A 17,711-nucleotide genomic window follows, 5' to 3' on the forward strand; every position below is an offset into this window, starting at 1 on the left:
GGATGGTGCTCCAGCGTGACCTTCGCAGGTGCGAAAGGCCTTGAGCTTCGCCTGAAAGCTGCTTAACCTTTCGTTACGCGCCCGAGGGCGCGAACAATCGCGGCGCAGGTCGCGAACAATAAAGGGGAATAGCATGTCGTTGAAGATCGTCGGCCTGGTCACCAGCCTTGTCCTGGCAGGATCCGCAGGGTTTGCGAGCGCGCAGGAGCGCGTCGTCAATGTCTACAACTGGTCCGACTATATCGATGCCAGCATTCTGGAGGACTTTACCAAGGAAACCGGCATCAAGGTCGTCTACGACGTGTTCGATTCCAACGAGATCGTGGAGACGAAGCTTCTGGCCGGCGGCACCGGCTACGATGTCGTGGTGCCCACGGCCGACTTCCTGCAGCGCCAGATCAAGGCGGGCGTGTTCCAGAAGCTCGACAAATCGAAGCTGCCGAACATCGCCAATATGTGGGACATGGTGATGCAGCGCACCGCCAAGTACGATCCCGGCAACGAATATGCCGTGGACTACATGTGGGGCACCAACGGCATCGGCTATAATGTCGCCAAGACCAAGGAAATCCTCGGTTCCGACGCGCGTCCCGGCCTCGAAGTCCTGTTCGATCCGGCGATCGCCGCGAAGTTCAAGGATTGCGGCATCTACGTGCTCGACGCGCCGAAGGACGTGCTGCCGGCAGCCCTCACCTATCTCGGGCTGAACCCTGACAGCCACGAACAGGCGGATCTCGACAAGGCGGGCGAACTGATGCTGAAGGCGCGTCCCTTCATCCGCAAGTTCCACTCCTCGGAGTACATCAACGCGCTGGCCAATGGCGATATCTGCCTGGCCTTCGGCTATTCCGGCGACCTGCTGCAGGCCCGCTCGCGCGCCGAGGAAGCCAAGGCCGGCGTCGAGGTCAATTATTCCATCCCGTCCCAGGGCGCTCAGATGTGGTTCGACATGATGGCGATCCCCGCCGATGCGCCGCATGTCGAAGAGGCCCACGCCTTCATCAACTACATGATGAAGCCCGAGGTGATCGCGAAAGCGTCCGATTTCGTCTTCTACGCCAACGGCAACAAGGCTTCGCAGCCGTTCGTGTCCAAGGAGGTTCGCGAGGACCCGGCGGTCTATCCGGACGAGGCGACCATGGCCAAGCTCTACACCATCTCACCCTGGGACCCGAAAACCCAGCGCGTGGCGACACGGCTCTGGACCCGGGTCCTCACCGGCCAGTAAGCCTTCTCTTCCAATGCCCGGTTCTTCTCAGTTCCGGGCATTTTCCATCCTGCGGCGTCCTTCCTTCAGCTCACGCGGCCTCGGCCCATCGGGAACCCTTCATGAAGTCACTTGGCAGCATTCGCCGCTCCTTCTCGCCCTGGACGGACCCCTCGTCCAAACCCTTCATCTCGTTTCGCAACGTCACCAAACGGTTCGGCGATTTCGTCGCGGTGGACGATCTCTCGCTCGACATCTACACGCGCGAGTTCCACGCTCTGCTCGGCGCGTCCGGCTGCGGAAAATCGACGCTGCTGCGCATGCTCGCCGGCTTCGAACAACCGACCTCGGGCGAGATCATCCTCGACGGGCAGAACCTGGCGGGCATTCCGCCCTATCGCCGCCCCGTCAACATGATGTTCCAGTCCTACGCCCTGTTTCCGCATATGACGGTGGAGACCAACATCGCCTTCGGCCTGAAACAGGACGGCATGCCGAAGCCGGCGATTGCCGAACGTGTGACGCAGATGCTGAAACTGGTGAAGATGGAGCAGTTCGCCAAGCGCAAGCCGCACCAGCTCTCCGGCGGCCAGCGCCAGCGCGTGGCGCTCGCCCGGTCGCTGGCCAAGCAGCCGAAGGTGCTGCTGCTCGACGAACCGCTCGGCGCGCTCGACAAGAAGCTGCGCGAGGAAACCCAGTTCGAACTGATGGACCTGCAGCAGGATCTCGGCCTCACCTTCGTCGTCGTGACGCACGACCAGGAAGAGGCGATGACCATGGCCGACCGCATCGCCGTGATGGCGCATGGCAAGGTCATCCAGGTGGCGACGCCGGCCGAGATCTATGAGGCGCCCAATTCCCGCTTCGTGGCCGACTTCATCGGCGACGTGAACATTTTCGACGGCACCGTCACGCGGGCGCAGGCCTCCGAGATCCGCATCGAGGCGGATGCGGGCTTTGCCATCGAGGCGGCCAGCAGCGAACATCCAAGCGAGGGCGCCAAGGCAGGCTTTGCCATCCGGCCCGAAAAGATCCGCGTCGGGCGGCAGGTGCCGGCCGGCGGCCCCGTCAATGCGGCCGAGGGCGAGCTCTGGGATATCGCCTATCTCGGCGACATGACCGTCTACCACGTCAAGCTGAACGGCGGGAAGATCGTCAAGGCCTCGTCGCTGAACGCGGTGCGCGCGGTCGAGGACCCGCTCGGCTACGACCAGAAGGTCTGGATCTCCTTCGACCGGGATGCCGGCGTCGTGCTGAAGGATTGAGCCGATGAACAGGCTGCTCCCCGCCCTCGTCAACCGCCTCGTGATCATCATCCCCTATGCGTGGCTGCTGGTCTTCTTCCTCGTTCCCTTCTTCATCGTGCTCCGCATCTCGCTGTCGGAAGCCGCCGTTGCCATGCCGCCCTATCTGCCGGTCTTTGCCTGGGCGGACGGCCTTTCGGGCTTCATCGACAACATCCGGCAGTTCTCCTTCGACAATTATGTCTGGCTGACGGAAGACGCGCTCTACACCAACGCCTATCTCTCGAGCCTCACCATCGCGCTGATCTCGACCGTCCTGACGCTCCTCATCGCCTATCCCATCGCCTATGGCATGGCGAAGGCGCCGGCCACGCTGCGGCCGACCCTGCTGATGCTGGTGATCCTGCCGTTCTGGACGAGCTTTCTCATCCGCGTCTATGCCTGGATCGCCATCCTGAAGCCGGAAGGCCTGCTCAACCAGCTGCTTCTCTCGACGGGGATCATCAGCGAGCCGCTGATCATCCTCAACACCAATACGGCGATCTATATCGGCATCGTCTATTCCTACCTGCCCTTCATGGTGCTGCCGCTATATTCCGCGCTCGAAAAGATGGATCACAGCCTGACGGAGGCCGCGCAGGATCTCGGCTGCACGCCGATTTCGGCCTTCTGGCGCATCACCTTTCCGCTGTCGCTGCCCGGCGTCGTCGCCGGCTGCCTGCTGGTGTTCATTCCCGCGGTCGGCGAGTTCGTCATTCCCGATCTTCTCGGCGGTTCGGAAACGCTGATGATCGGCAAGACGCTCTGGAACGAGTTCAATGCCAATCGCGACTGGCCCGTTTCTTCGGCCGTTGCCGCCATCCTGCTGATGATCCTGGTGGTGCCGATCATGTTCTTCCAGAACGCGCAGTCGCGCCTCGACCGCGAGGGACGATGACATGAACCGCTGGTCCCGCTTCAACATCGCCTCCATCGTCATCGGCTTTGCCTTCCTTTATCTGCCGATCGTGCTTTTGGTCGTCTTCTCCTTCAACGCCTCCAAGCTCGTCACTGTCTGGGCCGGATTCTCGACGCAATGGTACGCGCAGCTCTTCCGCAACCAGGCTCTGATGGATGCCGCCTGGGTGACGGTGCGCGTCGGCCTGCTCTCCGCCACGGTCGCCACCGTTCTCGGCACGCTGGCCGCGCTCGCGATGACGCGCTATCAGCGCTTTCACGGCCGCGTTCTGTTTTCGGGCATGATCTACGCGCCGCTCGTCATGCCCGAGGTCATCACCGGCCTGTCGATGCTGCTGCTCTTCGTCGCCATCGGCTTCGATCGCGGCTTCTGGACGCTGACGATCGCGCATATCACTTTCACCATGTGCTTCGTCGCCGTCGTCATCCAGTCGCGGCTGGCGAGCTTCGACCGGTCGATCGAGGAGGCGGCGCTCGACCTCGGCGCCACGCCCACCGCCACCTTCTTTCAGGTGACGCTGCCGGTCATCGCGCCCGCCGTCTTCTCCGGCTGGGTGCTCGCCTTCACCCTGTCGCTCGATGACCTGGTGATCTCGAGCTTCACCTCCGGCCCCGGTGCGACGACGCTGCCGATGAAGATCTACAGCCAGGTGCGCCTCGGCGTCACGCCCGAGATCAACGCCGCCTGCACCATCCTCATCGGCATCGTCGCCACCGGCGTCCTCATCGCCTCCGTCGTCTCCCGCCGCCAGCAGATCCAGCGGGAACGCGACGAACGCGCGGCGTTTGCCGGGGGGTGAGCGGGGCCTTTCTCGCGCCGGGTTAAGGTGCGGTGTTGATGGGTCCGGGCTCGTTCCGCTGCCATAATGCAGAACGCCGGGACAAAGCCCGGCGTTCGTGATCTCGCGGCCATCAGATCCCTCACGCCGCGCGGCCCATCCGGTGGCCGGTTGCGGGTTCCAGGCGGAACTGTTCGACCAGTTGCATCAGCGTGTCGGCCTGTTCCGCGAGGTTGCGGCTGGCGGTGGTCGCTTCGTCGACCATGGTCGCGTTCTGCTGAGTCATCTGGTCCATCTGGTTGACGGAGCCGTTGACCTCGTGGAGCGCAGAGGCCTGGTCGCGGCTGGCCGTGGCGATCATGTCGACATGATTGCTGACGGTGACGATCTGCTGGCTGATGGAGGCGAGCACGGCGCCGGTCTCCCGGACGGCCTGAGACCCTGCGGTCACTTCGAGCGTGGATTTGTTGATGAGACCCTTGATCTCGCGGGCGGCACCGGCCGAGCGCTGGGCGAGTTCGCGCACTTCCTGCGCCACGACCGCAAATCCCCGTCCCGCTTCGCCCGCCCGCGCGGCCTCGATGCCGGCATTGAGTGCGAGAAGATTGGTCTGGAAGGCGATTTCGTCGATGACCTCGATGATCTGCTCGATCTGGCGCGAGGCCTCCTCGATGCGGCTCATGGCCGAGATCGCATTGCTGACCACGATACCCGAGCTGTCGGCGCTCTTCTTCGTGTGCGAGACGGCGACGTTGGCTTCATGCGCGCGCTCGGCCGAGGAGCGGACGGTCACCGTGATCTGATCGACGGCGGCGGCGGTTTCCTCGAGCGACGCGGCCTGGGCCTCGGTGCGGCGCGAGAGGCTGTCGGCGGAGGCGTGCAGGTCGTTGCCGCTGCGCTGGATATGGACGGCGTTGTTGCGGATCTGCAGGAGCGTATCCTGCAGGCGGATGAGCGAGCCGTTGAAATCGACCCGCAGCTGTTCGAGGCGACCGTTGAAGGGTGTCTCGATCTGCTGCGACAGGTCGCCCTGGGCAAGCCGCCCGAGACCGGCGGCAAGCTGGCTCACCGCGAAATCGATCTGGCTGTCCATCGCGCGCTTCTCGGCATCGTTGCGGCTGCGCTCCGCATCGGCCTGCAGCCGCTGCTCCTCGCTCTCCGCCTCGATGCGCACCTTGGACAGGGCGTTCTCCTTGAAGATGCCGAGCGCACGGGCCATGTCGCCGATCTCGTCCTGCCGGGCATCGCCGTCGATGCGCGTGTCGAGCGCGCCGTCGGCCAGCCTCCGCATGGCCGCGGTGATCTGGCCGATCGGGCCCTTCAGCGTCAGCACCAGAGCGATGCCGGCGAGAAGGGCGATGACGACACCGCCGCCGGTCGCGAAGACCGAGACCTGATTGGCCTTTTCGCGCTCGATGGCGGCATTGGTCTTCTGCTCCTCGGCAAAGCCGACGAGCTGCTGCCAGATCTGGTCGATATCGGCAGCGGCATCGGCGAATTCCTTGTGGCGCGCCGCGCTGACACCGATCAGCGACATGCTGTCGGCCTTGATCTTGTCGGCGACAGGCTGAACCTTTGCGGCGAGGCCCGCGAAGAACGGCATTTCCGGCGCGGTATAGGCGATTTTGAGGACTTCCTGGTTGAGGACGTTGATCTCGCGGGCCAGCCGCGCCTGGTCGGTCTGCTGGGACGTTTCGAGGAAGCTGCTGGCCGCAAGCCTTATGCCGGAGACGGCATTGACGATGGCGCGCGCGTTTTCGAGGATCTTGTTGGCCTTGATCAGCGGTGCATCGAGCTTGCCGAAGGTTGCCGTCGCGTTGCGCATCGTGGCGGTGGCGGCCGTCTGGAACTGGATGCTGGCCTGGCGGAAGCGTGCGAGCAGCCGTCCGATCGCCTTGGCGTTCTCGTCGCTGACGTCACCGTTGCTGGCGAGCGTGCGGATTTCGCCGATCGTCGCCTTGAACGTATCGGCCACGGCTTTCTGGTTGGCCGGCAGCGCCGTGCCGATCTGGACGAGCACCTGTTCGAGGGCTGCCTGGCCGTCACGCGCCACCTTGATCTTGGCTTCCGGCGTCGCGGCGCGGGCAAAATCGGAGGTGATGCCGGTGAGAAGATCGCTGGATGCCGTCAGGCGCTCGGCCTCGCGCAGCAGCGACTTCGCCTTCGTCTCGTCGTCGCGCACGCGCTGTTCGACGGAGGTCGCCTCCTCGACCAGCTTGCCCTGCGTCGAGAGGAGAAGGCGGATGCTCTTGGTGATCGATGTGCGAAGCGCGACTTCCCCTTCATGCAGCTTCCAGAGTTCGCCGACGCGCTCGCGGATCTTGGCTGTACCGGCAATCGCATTGTCGAGCTGGCTCGCACCCTCGCTGTTCTCCATTTGGGCGCGCGTCGCGTTCAGCACCTGCTCCTGATTGGTGATTTTCAGGACGACGTCTTCCCGGGTCTTTTCGCTCGCATCCGTGAGGAAGGCGTTCATGCCGGCATAGACGTCGCGGAAGCCGGACAGCGACTGGAGCACGCTGTTGGAAATTTCCATGCGCCCCTGCAGCAGGCCGGACGCGTAGAGCCCCGTCAGCCCGACGGCGCAGATGCTGACAACGAAAGGCAGGATAAAGAAGAGAACCTTCGTCTGAATCTTGAAGCGGGCAAGGATCTTGTCGATGAACATGGGCGCGTCCTGGCTTTCAGGCCTGCATACGCCTCCCCAGGGCCGTCATCGGCTTCATCGGTGCGCTTCATGTCAGGCCGTCATCATGGTCTGAAAGAATGCGGGGATGCCGCCAGCCGCTTCGCAATCATTGCAGGACGCCGCGCCCCTCCGGTCGCGTCGTCCAAGCCTGCTCCTCAATGGCGCCAGCTTGAACCAGATGCGTTAATTTCATGTAAGCGGGAATTGACCCTGTCATGCCGCTGCCATGTCGGCGTGGCAGAAGGCAGCAACGCGCTCTTCGGCCCTGCACGTGCGAGGCGGATGGACGTCAAAGAAAAAGGCCCGCGAGGGGCCACGTCGTCGGAGAATTGCGCGTATGCTTGAGGCAGACCGTGACTGCTCTCGACACGACTTGAGAACGTCGAGCGATATCGGGCTGCAGACACGATGCAGCCCAGAGGAAAATCGCCGCTGCGTGTTGGCTCAGAACGAGCCGAGCGTCGCGAGACCGAGAATGGCAACCGCGGTCAGAATGGCGGCGGCCGTATAGGTCAGCGCGAGAATCCGCTGTGTACGGCTGTCATCGGCCTTTGCGATGGCGATGGCACGGGCATTGCGTCGGCTATGCTGGTTCATGATATCATGTCCTTCCGTCCGAAGAGAATAGACCCGGTTGAGACGATCCACCAGACACTTTCTGCCGCACCCGTTAAAAATGCGAGAATCGCGCCACTGCGGGGACAATCCGTTCCCAGTCGTCAGGTAGGGTCGGAGCGTTTCGTTAACAAGACCTGACGCTCCCTCACGCTTTCGGCATTCCGCATTCTCCCGGGTGGGAGCCATATCGCATCAGCGATTTATCCTGATAAAAACAAGGGGATAGCCAGCAGAGAGGCGTGCGCGTGTCCGGGCGGGCGCGACAATGCTGCATCCCGATATCCGGCAGACCCGGCCTGTCCTGGCCCACCGTCGTCGCGTCATCGTGATCGCCGAATGACGATCACGGAAATGTGATCGTCATGCATGCCGTTCAGACGGCCTGTCCGCAGCAGAAGCCGGAGGCCCAGGCCCATTGAAAGTTATAGCCGCCGAGCCAACCGGTGACATCGACGCATTCGCCGATGAAGAAAAGACCGGGAACGGCTTTCGCCATCAGGGTGCGGGACTCCAGATGGCGGGTATCCACGCCGCCCAGCGTCACCTCCGCCGTCCGGTAGCCTTCCGACCCCGCCGGCTTCAGCGACCAGCCGGAGACGAGGGCCACGAGCCGGTCGATCGTCTTGTCGGAGAGGTCGGCCACCGGCTTGTCGAGCAGTCCGGCCTCCAAAGCGAGATGCTGGGCGAGGCGTTTCGGCAGATGTTCGCCGAGCACGGTCTGCACCGCCTGCCGGCCTTGCGTGTGGCGGGCCGCTTTCATCGCGCCGCCGAGGTCCGTTGTGGGCTCGAAGGCCAAGCGGATTTCATCACCCTCGCGCCAGTAGGACGAGATCTGCAGGATCGCCGGCCCGCTGAGGCCGCGATGGGTGAAGAGCATCGCCTCATCAAACGTCGTCTTGCCGCAGGCGGCGCGCACATCGACGGCGAGACCCGCGAGCGCGCCGAGGCTTTCCTTCACGGCATCGGCCACCGTCAGCGGCACGAGGCCGGGGCGCGTCTCGACCAGGCCGAGGCCGAACTGCTCGGCGACACGATAGGCAAAACCGGTCGCGCCCATCTTCGGGATCGATTTGCCGCCGGTGGCGATGACGAGCGCACGGGCGTCGATCGTCTCCTCGGCAAGGACGACGCGAAAGCCGGTGGCGGCGGCTTCGACACCGGTAATCTCGGTTTCCAGCCGGAGCACCGCGCCGACGGCCCGCATCTCCTCCAGAAGCATGCGGACGATGTCGCGGGCCGTGTCGTCGCAAAACAGCTGACCGAGCGTCTTTTCATGCCAGGCGATGCCGTGCCGCTCGACCAGAGCGACAAAATCGCGCGGCGTGTAGCGGGCGAGTGCCGATTTGGCGAAATGCGGGTTCTGCGAGAGGAAATGGGCGGGCGCCGTGTGAAGGTTGGTAAAGTTGCACCGGCCGCCGCCGGAGATGCGGATCTTTTCGCCCGGCGCTTTGGCATGATCGAGGACGAGCACGCTGCGGCCCCGGCGACCGGCTTCCGCTGCGCACATCATTCCCGCAGCGCCTGCGCCGATGATCACCACGTCGAAGCTTTTCGCCACGTCGCGTCTCCTTTTCGTCTTTCACGTCCGGATAACGGCAATGCGACGTCGTCGCCAGCGATTTCGGCGCGTGCAAGCTGGCCAATCCTTAAACACCGTCTATGATAGAGATATCCGAAAGAACCCCGGTGATTTATGCCTGCGAAGAAAACCATCGCCAACACGACGACGAAATCCAGCAAAAGCAACAAGATCCCATCCGCCCTCCAGGCGCCGCGCGGCGTGAAGACCTGGAAGGAGGCCGCCGACTGGCTGAAGGTTCGCGGCATCGAGGACGTGGAGTGCATCACCCCCGATATCGCCGGTGTTCCCCGCGGCAAGATGATGCCGTCTTCGAAGTTCACCTCCAACACCTCGCTCGCTCTGCCCTCCGCCATCTACCGGCACACGATTTCGGGCGAGTATCCCGAGGAGACCGGCGATTTCCGCTATGACAGCCGCGACAGCGACATCAAGCTCGTGCCGGACCTCTCCACACTTTCGATCGTGCCCTGGGAGACCGACCCGACCGCGCAGGTGATCTGCGACATCGCCGGTTCCAAAGGCGAGAACGTGCCCTATACGCCGCGCAACGTGCTGAAACACGTGTTGGAGCTTTACCGGCTGAAAGGCTGGAAGCCGGTGGTCGCACCCGAGATCGAGTTCTACCTCGTCGCCAAGAACGACGATCCCGACTATCCGCTGCATCCGCCGAAAGGCCGCTCCGGCCGCTCGATCCAGGGGGGACAGGCCTATTCGATCGCCGGCGTCAACGAGTTCGACGAACTGATCGACGACATCTATCACTTCTCCGAAAAGCAGGGCCTGGAGATCGATACGCTGATCCACGAAGAGGGACCGGCGCAGCTCGAGATCAACCTGCGGCACGGCGACCCGATCGAGCTGGCCGACCAGGTGTTTCTGTTCAAGCGCACGATCCGCGAAGCCGCGCTGAAGCACGGGATCTACGCGACCTTCATGGCGAAGCCGATGCAGAGCCAGGCGGGCTCGGCCATGCACATTCACCAGTCGATCGTCGAGGTGAACACCGGCCGCAACCTGTTTTCGAATGCGGACGGCACGGCCTCCAAGGAGTTCTTCCACTTCATCGGAGGCATGCAGACCTACATTCCGAAGGCGCTGTCGATGATGGCGCCCTACGTCAACTCCTATCGCCGGCTGACGCCCGACATGTCGGCACCGGTCAACAATGCCTGGGGCTACGACAACCGGACGACGGCCTTTCGTGTGCCGGATTCCGAGCCGGCCGCGCGGCGGGTGGAAAACCGGTTGCCGAGTTCGGATGCCAACCCCTATCTCGCCCTCGCGGCCTCGCTCGGCTGCGGCTATCTCGGCCTGACACAGGGCCTGGAGCCGACGGCACCGGCCGACGACAGCGTCAACACCAAGGCGATCGAGCTTCCGCGCGGTCTTCTGGAAGCGGTCGCGGCACTGGAAGCGGAACCCGCCTTCCATGACGTGTTCTCGGCCGAGTTCATCGCCATCTATGCCGGCGTGAAGCGCGGCGAGTTCGAGACGTTCATGCAGGTGATCAGCCCCTGGGAGCGGGAATATCTGCTTCTCAACGTGTGAGCCGGGACATGACCTCTCCGGAAAAGTGGCAGAGCCCGATCTCGCCCGGGATCTCGTGGTACGAAGATGCCGTCGGCGAGCGACCTGCCTATCCAACGCTCGACGGCGACATGATCGCGGATGTCGCCGTGATCGGCGGCGGCTTCACCGGCCTGCAGGCGGCCTATAACCTTGCCGCCGGCGGCGTGCGGGTCGTGCTGATCGACGCCTGCCGCTTCGGAGACGGGGCATCGGGGCGCAATGGTGGCCAGTTCGGCACCGGGCAGCGCGCCGAGGTGGACGAACTCGAAAAGCAATACGGCCGGGAGCGGGCGAAGGCCCTCTTCGACATGGCGGAGAATGCCAAGCGCGGCCTCCTCGATTTTGCCGCGCGTCACGATATCGATATGGAGTACCGACCGGGCCACCTCTCGGTGACGCACAAGGCATCGTCCGAGACGGACTATCGGGCCTATGTCGACAGCATGGCCCGCGATTACGACTATCCGCACATGCAGGTGATGAATGCAGCGGAGACGGCGGAACGGCTCGGGTCCCGGCACTACGTGCTCGGCATCCGCGACACCGGCACCGGCCATATCCAGCCGATGAAGCTGCTGGTGGGGCTTGCCCGCGCCGCACAGGCGGCCGGTGCGCAGCTGTTCGAGAACACCAATGCGACGGATATCCGGATCTCCCAGGGCAAGGTGTTGGTGGAGACCGCGCGCGGCACCATCCGCGCCGATCGGGCCCTCATCGCCTGCAATGCCCATATCGGCAGTCTCGAGCCGGTGACCGCCTCGCATGTCATGCCGATCCGCTCCTTCATCGGCGCGACGGCGCCGCTCAGGGAGACCTCTCCTGTCCTTCCGGGTGGCGAGTCCGTTGCCGACAGCCGCTTCGTGGTGCGCTACTTTCGCCGGTCGCGGGACGGGCGGCTGCTCTTCGGCGGTCGCGAGGCCTATACGGCGGACAATCCGCGCGACATATCCACGCATATCCGGCGGCAGATCGCCGAGATCTATCCGGACCTTGCCGACGTCGAGATGACGCATGCCTGGGGCGGATCGGTCGGCATCACCCTGCCGCGACAGCCCTTCGTGCGCGAGGTCATGCCCGGCGTCACCACCATTGGCGGGTTTTCCGGCCACGGCGTCATGCTGTCCAACCATTGCGGCAAGCTCTATGCCGATCTCGTCCTCGGACGCGGTTCGGATCTCGACCTGTTGAAGGCGCTGCGCATCCCCGCCTTCCCCGGCGGGCGCCGGTTTCGATCGCCGCTTTTGTTCCTGGCGCTCACTTGGTATGCTCTCCGCGACAAGCTCTGACCCTCCCCCGGCGCATTTTTTGCAACGCAGCACTAGCGCCTTTAAATCGATTAGATTATAAAACGCCCGACCTGAGAGAGATCGATATCCCATGAGCAGCCAGATCATTCCCGTCGAACCCTTTGACTACGTCGTCTTCGGCGGCACCGGCGATCTTGCCGAGCGGAAGCTCCTTCCAGCCCTCTATCACCGCCAGCTCGATGGCCAGCTGACCGACCCGACCCGCATCATCGGTGCCTCGCGCACCGCGATGACGCATGAGGAATACCGCCAGTTCGGCCGCGATGCGCTCAAGGAACATCTGAAGGCCGGCGAATACGACGAGGCGCAGGTCAAGACCTTCACCGACCGCCTGTTCTACATTTCCGTGGACGCCAAGACCGACCAGGGCTGGGACAAGCTCAAGGCGCTCCTGGACGAGGCCAAGGAGCGCGTGCGCGCCTTCTATCTCGCCGTCGCCCCCGGCATCTTCGGCGCCATTTCCGAAAAGATCCGCGACCACAAGCTGATCACCAGGACCACCCGCATCGTGGTGGAAAAGCCGATCGGTCGCGACCTCGCCTCTGCGCTGGAGCTGAACGACACGATCGGCAAGGTGTTCAAGGAAGAGCAGATCTTCCGCATCGACCATTATCTCGGCAAGGAAACCGTGCAGAACCTGATGGCGCTACGCTTTGCCAACACGCTGTACGAACCGCTGTGGAACGCGTCCTATATCGACCATATCCAGATCACGGTGGCGGAAGCCGTCGGGCTCGAAAGCCGGGCCGGCTATTACGACACGGCCGGTGCGCTGCGCGATATGGTGCAGAACCACATCCTCCAGCTGCTCTGCCTCGTCGCCATGGAAGTTCCGCCGTCGATGAACGCGGAGGCTGTGCGCGACGAAAAGCTCAAGGTGCTGCGGGCGCTGAAGCCGATCACCGCCGCCAATGTCGAGAAGATGACCGTGCGCGGCCAGTACAAGGCCGGGGCATCGGCCGGAGGGCCGGTCAAGGGCTATCTCGAAGAGCTCGAAGGCGGCGTGTCGAACACCGAGACCTTCGTCGGCATCAAGGCCGAGATCAACAACTGGCGCTGGGCGGGCGTGCCGTTCTACATCCGCACCGGCAAGCGCATGGCCACCCGCATGTCGGAAATCGTCATTTCCTTCAAGCCGATCCCGCATTCGATCTTCGACGAGGCGGCCGGGCGCGTGGAGGCCAACCAGCTGATCATCCGCCTGCAGCCGGACGAGGGCGTCAAGCAGTCGCTGATGATCAAGGATCCGGGCCCGGGCGGCATGCGCCTGCGCAACGTGTCGCTGGACATGACCTTTGCCGAATCGTTCAAGGCGCGCAGCGCCGATGCCTATGAGCGCCTGCTGCTCGACGTGATCCGCAACAACCAGACCCTGTTCATGCGCCGCGACGAGGTGGAAGCCGCATGGCGCTGGGTCGATCCGATCCTCAAGGCCTGGGACGAAGTGGGCCAGAAGCCGCAATCCTACACGGCCGGCACCTGGGGCCCGAGCCAGGCCATCGCGCTCATCGAGCGGGACGGCCGCACCTGGCACGAAGTGGTCTGAGCCATGACGGTCCAGCTCCACACGTTCGAGACACCGGCCATCCTTGCCGAAAAGCTGGCGGCGGCCGTTGCCGACGCCCTTGCCACCAGCATCGCCGCGACGGGGTCCGCTTCCATCGCCGTTTCCGGCGGCTCGACGCCCAAGGCGTTCTTCAAGGCGCTGTCCAACGCCGCGCTCGACTGGAGCAAGGTGACGGTGACGCTGGTGGACGAGCGGTTCGTGCCGCCGGAGAGCGACCGCTCCAACGAGAAGCTGGTGCGCGACAATCTGCTCACGGGTGCTGCCGTCGCTGCCGCCTTCCAACCGCTCTACTACCCCACGGCCACGGCCGAGGAAGCCGCTGCCACCGCAACCAAGGAGACGGCCCGGATCGGCCGCCCCTTCGACGTCGTGGTGCTGGGCATGGGCGGCGACGGGCACACGGCCTCGTTCTTTCCCGGCGGATCGCGCCTTGCTGAAGCGCTCGACCCGCAGACGCCGCGCGGCGTGATGACCATGCAGGCGGACGGCGCCGGCGAGCCGCGGCTGACCTATACCTTTACGAGCCTTGCGGATGCGCGGCTTCTGGTGCTGCATATCGAGGGCGACGCCAAGAAGACGGTGCTGGAAACGGCGCAAGGCGGCGGGCCGGAGACGGACATGCCGGTGCGCGCCATCCTGCGCCGCGCCGCCTCGCCGGTCGAGATCTACTGGGCCTCGTAAATGAGGTGCGCCGTTCCGGTCACCGGCCTGTGGCGCGAAACCTGACACAACCGGCGCTTAGACCAGCGCCGATACCGATGATCCACATCTGAGACAGGGGCCCGGAGGGCCCCGGAAGGATAGGCCATGACCGTCGATCCCCGCATCGCAGCCATCACCGCCCGCATCGTCGAGCGCTCCAAGCCCTCGCGCGACCTGTATCTGCACCGCGTGCGCAACGCCGCCGCCAAGGGCGTGCATCGTTCCGTGCTCGGCTGCGGCAACCTCGCCCATGGCTTTGCGGTCTGTTCCCCCTCCGAGAAGGTGGCGCTGTCGGGAGACACCGTGCCCAATCTCGGGATCATCACCTCCTACAACGATATGCTCTCGGCGCATCAGCCGTTCGAAACCTATCCGGCGATGATCCGGGAAGCGGCGGCGGAAGCCGGCGGGATCGCGCAGGTCGCCGGCGGCGTGCCCGCCATGTGCGATGGCGTGACGCAGGGCCAGCCCGGCATGGAGCTGTCGCTGTTTTCGCGCGACCTCATCGCCATGGCCGCCGGCATCGGCCTGTCGCACAACATGTTCGACAGCACGGTCTATCTCGGCGTCTGCGACAAGATCGTGCCCGGCCTGATGATCGCCGCCATGACATTCGGTCACCTGCCGGCCGTGTTCGTTCCCGCCGGTCCCATGACCACAGGCCTGCCGAACGACGAAAAGGCCCGCGTGCGCCAGCTCTATGCCGAAGGCAAGATCGGCCGCGACGAGCTGCTCGAAGCGGAGTCCAAATCCTATCACGGCCCTGGCACCTGCACCTTCTACGGCACGGCCAACTCCAACCAGATGGTCATGGAGATCATGGGCTTCCACATGCCCGGCGCGTCCTTCGTCAACCCCGGCACGCCGCTGCGCGACGCGCTGACGCGCGAGGCGACGAAGCGGGCACTGGCGATCACCGCGCTCGGCAACGAGTTCACCCCGGCCGGCGAGATGATCGACGAACGCTCGATCGTCAACGGCGTCATCGGCCTGCACGCGACCGGCGGCTCGACCAACCACACGATGCACCTCGTCGCCATGGCCCGCGCGGCCGGCATCCAGCTGACATGGCAGGATATTTCCGAGCTTTCGGACATCATTCCGCTGCTCGCCCGCGTCTACCCGAACGGCCTTGCCGACGTGAACCATTTTCACGCGGCCGGCGGCATCGGCTATCTCATCGGCCAGCTGCTGAAGACCGGCATGATCCACGAGGATGTCCGCACCGTCTTCGGCCACGGGCTTCAGGCCTATGCGATCGACGTCAAGCTCGGCGAGAAGGGCACGGTCGCCCGCGAGCGCGCACCCGAGGTCAGCCACGACCCGAAGGTGCTGGCCACCATCGACAAGCCCTTCCAGGCGACGGGTGGGCTCAAGATGCTTACCGGCAATCTCGGCAAGGCCGTCATCAAGATTTCGGCCGTCAAGCCGGAGCGCCACATCATCGAGGCCCCGGCCAAGATCTTCCACGATCAGGCCAGCCTCAACGACGCTTTCAAGGAAGGCAAGCTCGAAGGCAATTTCGTTGCCGTGGTCCGGTTCCAGGGCCCGAAGGCGAACGGCATGCCGGAACTCCACAAATTGACGACGGTGCTCGGCATCCTGCAGGACCGGGGCCAGATGGTGGCGCTCATCACCGACGGCCGCATGTCCGGCGCCTCCGGCAAGGTGCCGTCCGCCATCCACATGACGCCCGAAGCCAAGGACGGCGGCCCGATCTCCAAGATCCGCGAAGGCGACATCATTCGCCTGGATGCGACGACGGGGGAGATCAATGTGCTCGTCTCCGACGTGGAGTTGGCCGCCCGTCCGCCGGCCGAAGCCGATCTGGACGGCAATGAATTCGGTATGGGCCGCGAGTTGTTCGCACCGTTCCGGGCGTTGACGGGTGCCGCGGACCACGGGGCGAGCGTGTTTTTCCATTAGGTTTCCCTGATGCAACTTCCTAAAATATGCAGGCCTTGTATATTTCAGGAATGAAGGTTCTCACGTTCTGCGGCAACAGTCTCCGAGATCTGCGGGCCTTCCCCGATACAGTCCGGCGTGTGGTCGGCTACCAACTCGAGAAAGTGCAGAACGCACAACAGCCTTCTGACTGGAAACCGATGCCGTCCATCGGCAAGGGCGCACAGGAAATCAGAGTCCGGGACGAATCCGGCGCTTTCCGTGTGATCATTGTCGCCCGGTTTTCGGATGCGGTTTACGTGCGACATTGTTTTCAGAAAAAGACGCAGCAAACAGGCAAAACGGATCTGGACATGGCGACGCAGCGCTATCGCGATCTGTTCAGGGAACTCGACCCATGATGAACGAAACATTCGCCAGCGTCTGGGATGCCATCGAGGACCAGCCCGCCGAAGCGGAAAATCTGAAGCTTCGATCGAAACTGATGAGCGCTCTTGAGCAACATATCCGTTCCGAAGGCTGGACCGAGGCCGAGGCTGCAGACCGACTGGCCGTTCCCCGAACGCGTATCTCCGAGCTTTTGCAGGGAAAAATCACTTTGTTTTCAATCGACGCACTCGTGACGCTGCTCGCACGCGCCGGGCTGCACGTCGACCTTTTGGTTCGAGACGCAGCGTGAGAGCGCGCCGACATACCGACGCGCGCTCTTTTCGTTTAGGCCAGAAACTCCAGCAGATCCTTGTTCAGCCGGTCCGGAACGGTGGCGAACAGGCCGTGGGGCTCGCTGTCGTACTCGATCAGTTTTGCCCCGGCGATGCCCTTGGCAGCAGCACGACCTGAGGGGTCGATGGGAACCGTCTTGTCGGCCGTTCCGTGAACGACGAGCGTGGGGATGGTGAAGGCTGCGAGGTCGGGGCGGAAGTCGGTCGTGCCGAAGGCCGTCACGCAATCGATCGTCGCCTTGGGGCTTGCCATGACGCCGAGCACGAAGGACCAGTCGAGCACGCCCTGGCTGACCGGGCGGCTGACCAGGCCGACGCCGTAGAACGTCTTCGCGAAGCTCTGCAGGAAGGCGAAGCGATCCTCGCGGATCTGTTTCTTCATGTCCTCGAACACGCTGCCGTCGACGCCATCCGGGTTGCTCTCGTCCTTCAAGAGATAGGGGGCGACGGAGGCGACGAGCACGGCCTTGGAAATGCGCGACGCGCCGTGACGGGAGAGATAGCGCGCGATTTCGCCACCGCCCATGGAGAAGCCGACGAGCGAAACATCACGGAGGTCCAGGCCCTCGATGACGCTCGCCAGATCGTCGGCGAAGGTATCGTAGGTATAGCCGGTCGCCGGGTGGCCCGACTGGCCGAAGCCGCGGCGGTCGTAGGTGATCACGCGATAGCCCGCTTCCAGCAACGCCACGGTCTGATACTCGAACATATCGCCGGTCAGGGGCCAGCCATGGATCAAGACGACGGGACGGCCCTGCCCCATATCCTTGACATGTAGTTTCGTGCCGTCTTTTGCGTCGATATACGCCATGCGGAACTCCTTTTCTGTCTCGCCTCACCCAATTCCGGGAGACAGGGTTTGG

At 63.9% G+C, this 17,711-nt stretch carries 15 protein-coding genes; 11 read left to right on the forward strand and 4 right to left on the reverse strand.

From position 1 onward, the window contains the following. The first annotated feature begins 133 nt into the window (after positions 1–133). The 4 genes from ASG39_RS10990 to ASG39_RS11005 all read left to right on the forward strand — a co-directional run bounded on the left by ASG39_RS10990 (position 134) and on the right by ASG39_RS11005 (position 4,208). The gene (locus tag ASG39_RS10990) at positions 134–1,228 is read left to right on the forward strand and encodes a polyamine ABC transporter substrate-binding protein (RefSeq protein WP_062595054.1); all 1,095 of its coding nucleotides are present in this window, start codon (positions 134–136) and stop codon (positions 1,226–1,228) included. 101 nt (positions 1,229–1,329) lie between these two features. Beyond that, positions 1,330–2,472, forward strand: a complete 1,143-nt coding sequence (locus ASG39_RS10995) for an ABC transporter ATP-binding protein (RefSeq protein ID WP_062595055.1) — start codon at positions 1,330–1,332, stop codon at positions 2,470–2,472. Positions 2,473–2,476: 4 nt separating this feature from the next. Then, positions 2,477–3,388, forward strand: coding sequence for an ABC transporter permease subunit (locus ASG39_RS11000; RefSeq protein WP_062595056.1), 912 nt, complete (start codon positions 2,477–2,479; stop codon positions 3,386–3,388). Position 3,389: 1 nt separating this feature from the next. Beyond that, the gene (locus ASG39_RS11005; protein ID WP_062595057.1) at positions 3,390–4,208 is read left to right on the forward strand and encodes an ABC transporter permease subunit; all 819 of its coding nucleotides are present in this window, start codon (positions 3,390–3,392) and stop codon (positions 4,206–4,208) included. Positions 4,209–4,329: 121 nt separating this feature from the next. On the opposite strand, the gene ASG39_RS11010 is transcribed toward ASG39_RS11005, so the two are convergent. The 3 genes from ASG39_RS11010 to ASG39_RS11020 form a co-directional block, all read right to left on the reverse strand. Then, complete coding sequence (locus ASG39_RS11010) at positions 4,330–6,855, reverse strand: methyl-accepting chemotaxis protein (protein ID WP_062595058.1); 2,526 nt, start codon at positions 6,853–6,855, stop codon at positions 4,330–4,332. Between the two features lie 465 nt (positions 6,856–7,320). Further along, positions 7,321–7,473 carry a hypothetical protein gene (locus tag ASG39_RS11015; protein WP_156468129.1) on the reverse strand — a complete coding sequence of 51 codons (153 nt, stop codon included), beginning with the start codon at positions 7,471–7,473 and terminating at the stop codon, positions 7,321–7,323. A gap of 394 nt (positions 7,474–7,867) precedes the next feature. Then, positions 7,868–9,052, reverse strand: coding sequence for an NAD(P)/FAD-dependent oxidoreductase (locus ASG39_RS11020; protein WP_062595060.1), 1,185 nt, complete (start codon positions 9,050–9,052; stop codon positions 7,868–7,870). Between the two features lie 135 nt (positions 9,053–9,187). Here ASG39_RS11020 and ASG39_RS11025 point away from each other — a divergent pair, with 135 nt between their 5' ends. The 7 genes from ASG39_RS11025 (at position 9,188) to ASG39_RS11055 (ending at position 16,805) form a co-directional block, all read left to right on the forward strand. Continuing rightward, positions 9,188–10,624 (forward strand): glutamine synthetase family protein, encoded by a 1,437-nt coding sequence (locus ASG39_RS11025; RefSeq protein WP_062595061.1) that lies wholly within the window; start codon positions 9,188–9,190, stop codon positions 10,622–10,624. Between the two features lie 8 nt (positions 10,625–10,632). Continuing rightward, entirely contained in the window at positions 10,633–11,931 is a 1,299-nt protein-coding gene (locus ASG39_RS11030; protein WP_062595062.1) for an FAD-binding oxidoreductase, read from the forward strand. 91 nt (positions 11,932–12,022) lie between these two features. Next, positions 12,023–13,498, forward strand: coding sequence for a glucose-6-phosphate dehydrogenase (gene zwf / locus ASG39_RS11035; protein ID WP_062595063.1), 1,476 nt, complete (start codon positions 12,023–12,025; stop codon positions 13,496–13,498). A 3-nt stretch (positions 13,499–13,501) separates the two neighbouring features. Then, complete coding sequence (pgl, locus tag ASG39_RS11040) at positions 13,502–14,200, forward strand: 6-phosphogluconolactonase (protein WP_062595064.1); 699 nt, start codon at positions 13,502–13,504, stop codon at positions 14,198–14,200. Positions 14,201–14,326: 126 nt separating this feature from the next. Then, positions 14,327–16,147 carry a phosphogluconate dehydratase gene (edd, locus tag ASG39_RS11045; RefSeq protein ID WP_062595065.1) on the forward strand — a complete coding sequence of 607 codons (1,821 nt, stop codon included), beginning with the start codon at positions 14,327–14,329 and terminating at the stop codon, positions 16,145–16,147. A gap of 50 nt (positions 16,148–16,197) precedes the next feature. Further along, a complete protein-coding gene (locus ASG39_RS11050) occupies positions 16,198–16,527 on the forward strand; it encodes a type II toxin-antitoxin system RelE/ParE family toxin (protein WP_200943886.1) in 330 nt (109 codons plus the stop codon). Continuing rightward, positions 16,524–16,805, forward strand: a complete 282-nt coding sequence (locus ASG39_RS11055) for an XRE family transcriptional regulator (protein ID WP_062595067.1) — start codon at positions 16,524–16,526, stop codon at positions 16,803–16,805. Before ASG39_RS11050 ends, ASG39_RS11055 begins: the two co-directional genes overlap by 4 nt. Before the next feature lie 35 nt (positions 16,806–16,840). Here ASG39_RS11055 and ASG39_RS11060 read toward each other — a convergent pair whose 3' ends face one another. Next, positions 16,841–17,659 (reverse strand): alpha/beta hydrolase, encoded by an 819-nt coding sequence (locus ASG39_RS11060; protein WP_062595068.1) that lies wholly within the window; start codon positions 17,657–17,659, stop codon positions 16,841–16,843. Positions 17,660–17,711: the final 52 nt, after the last annotated feature.

Source organism: Rhizobium sp. Leaf371 (genome assembly GCF_001424045.1).
Lineage (GTDB): Bacteria > Pseudomonadota > Alphaproteobacteria > Rhizobiales > Rhizobiaceae > Ferranicluibacter.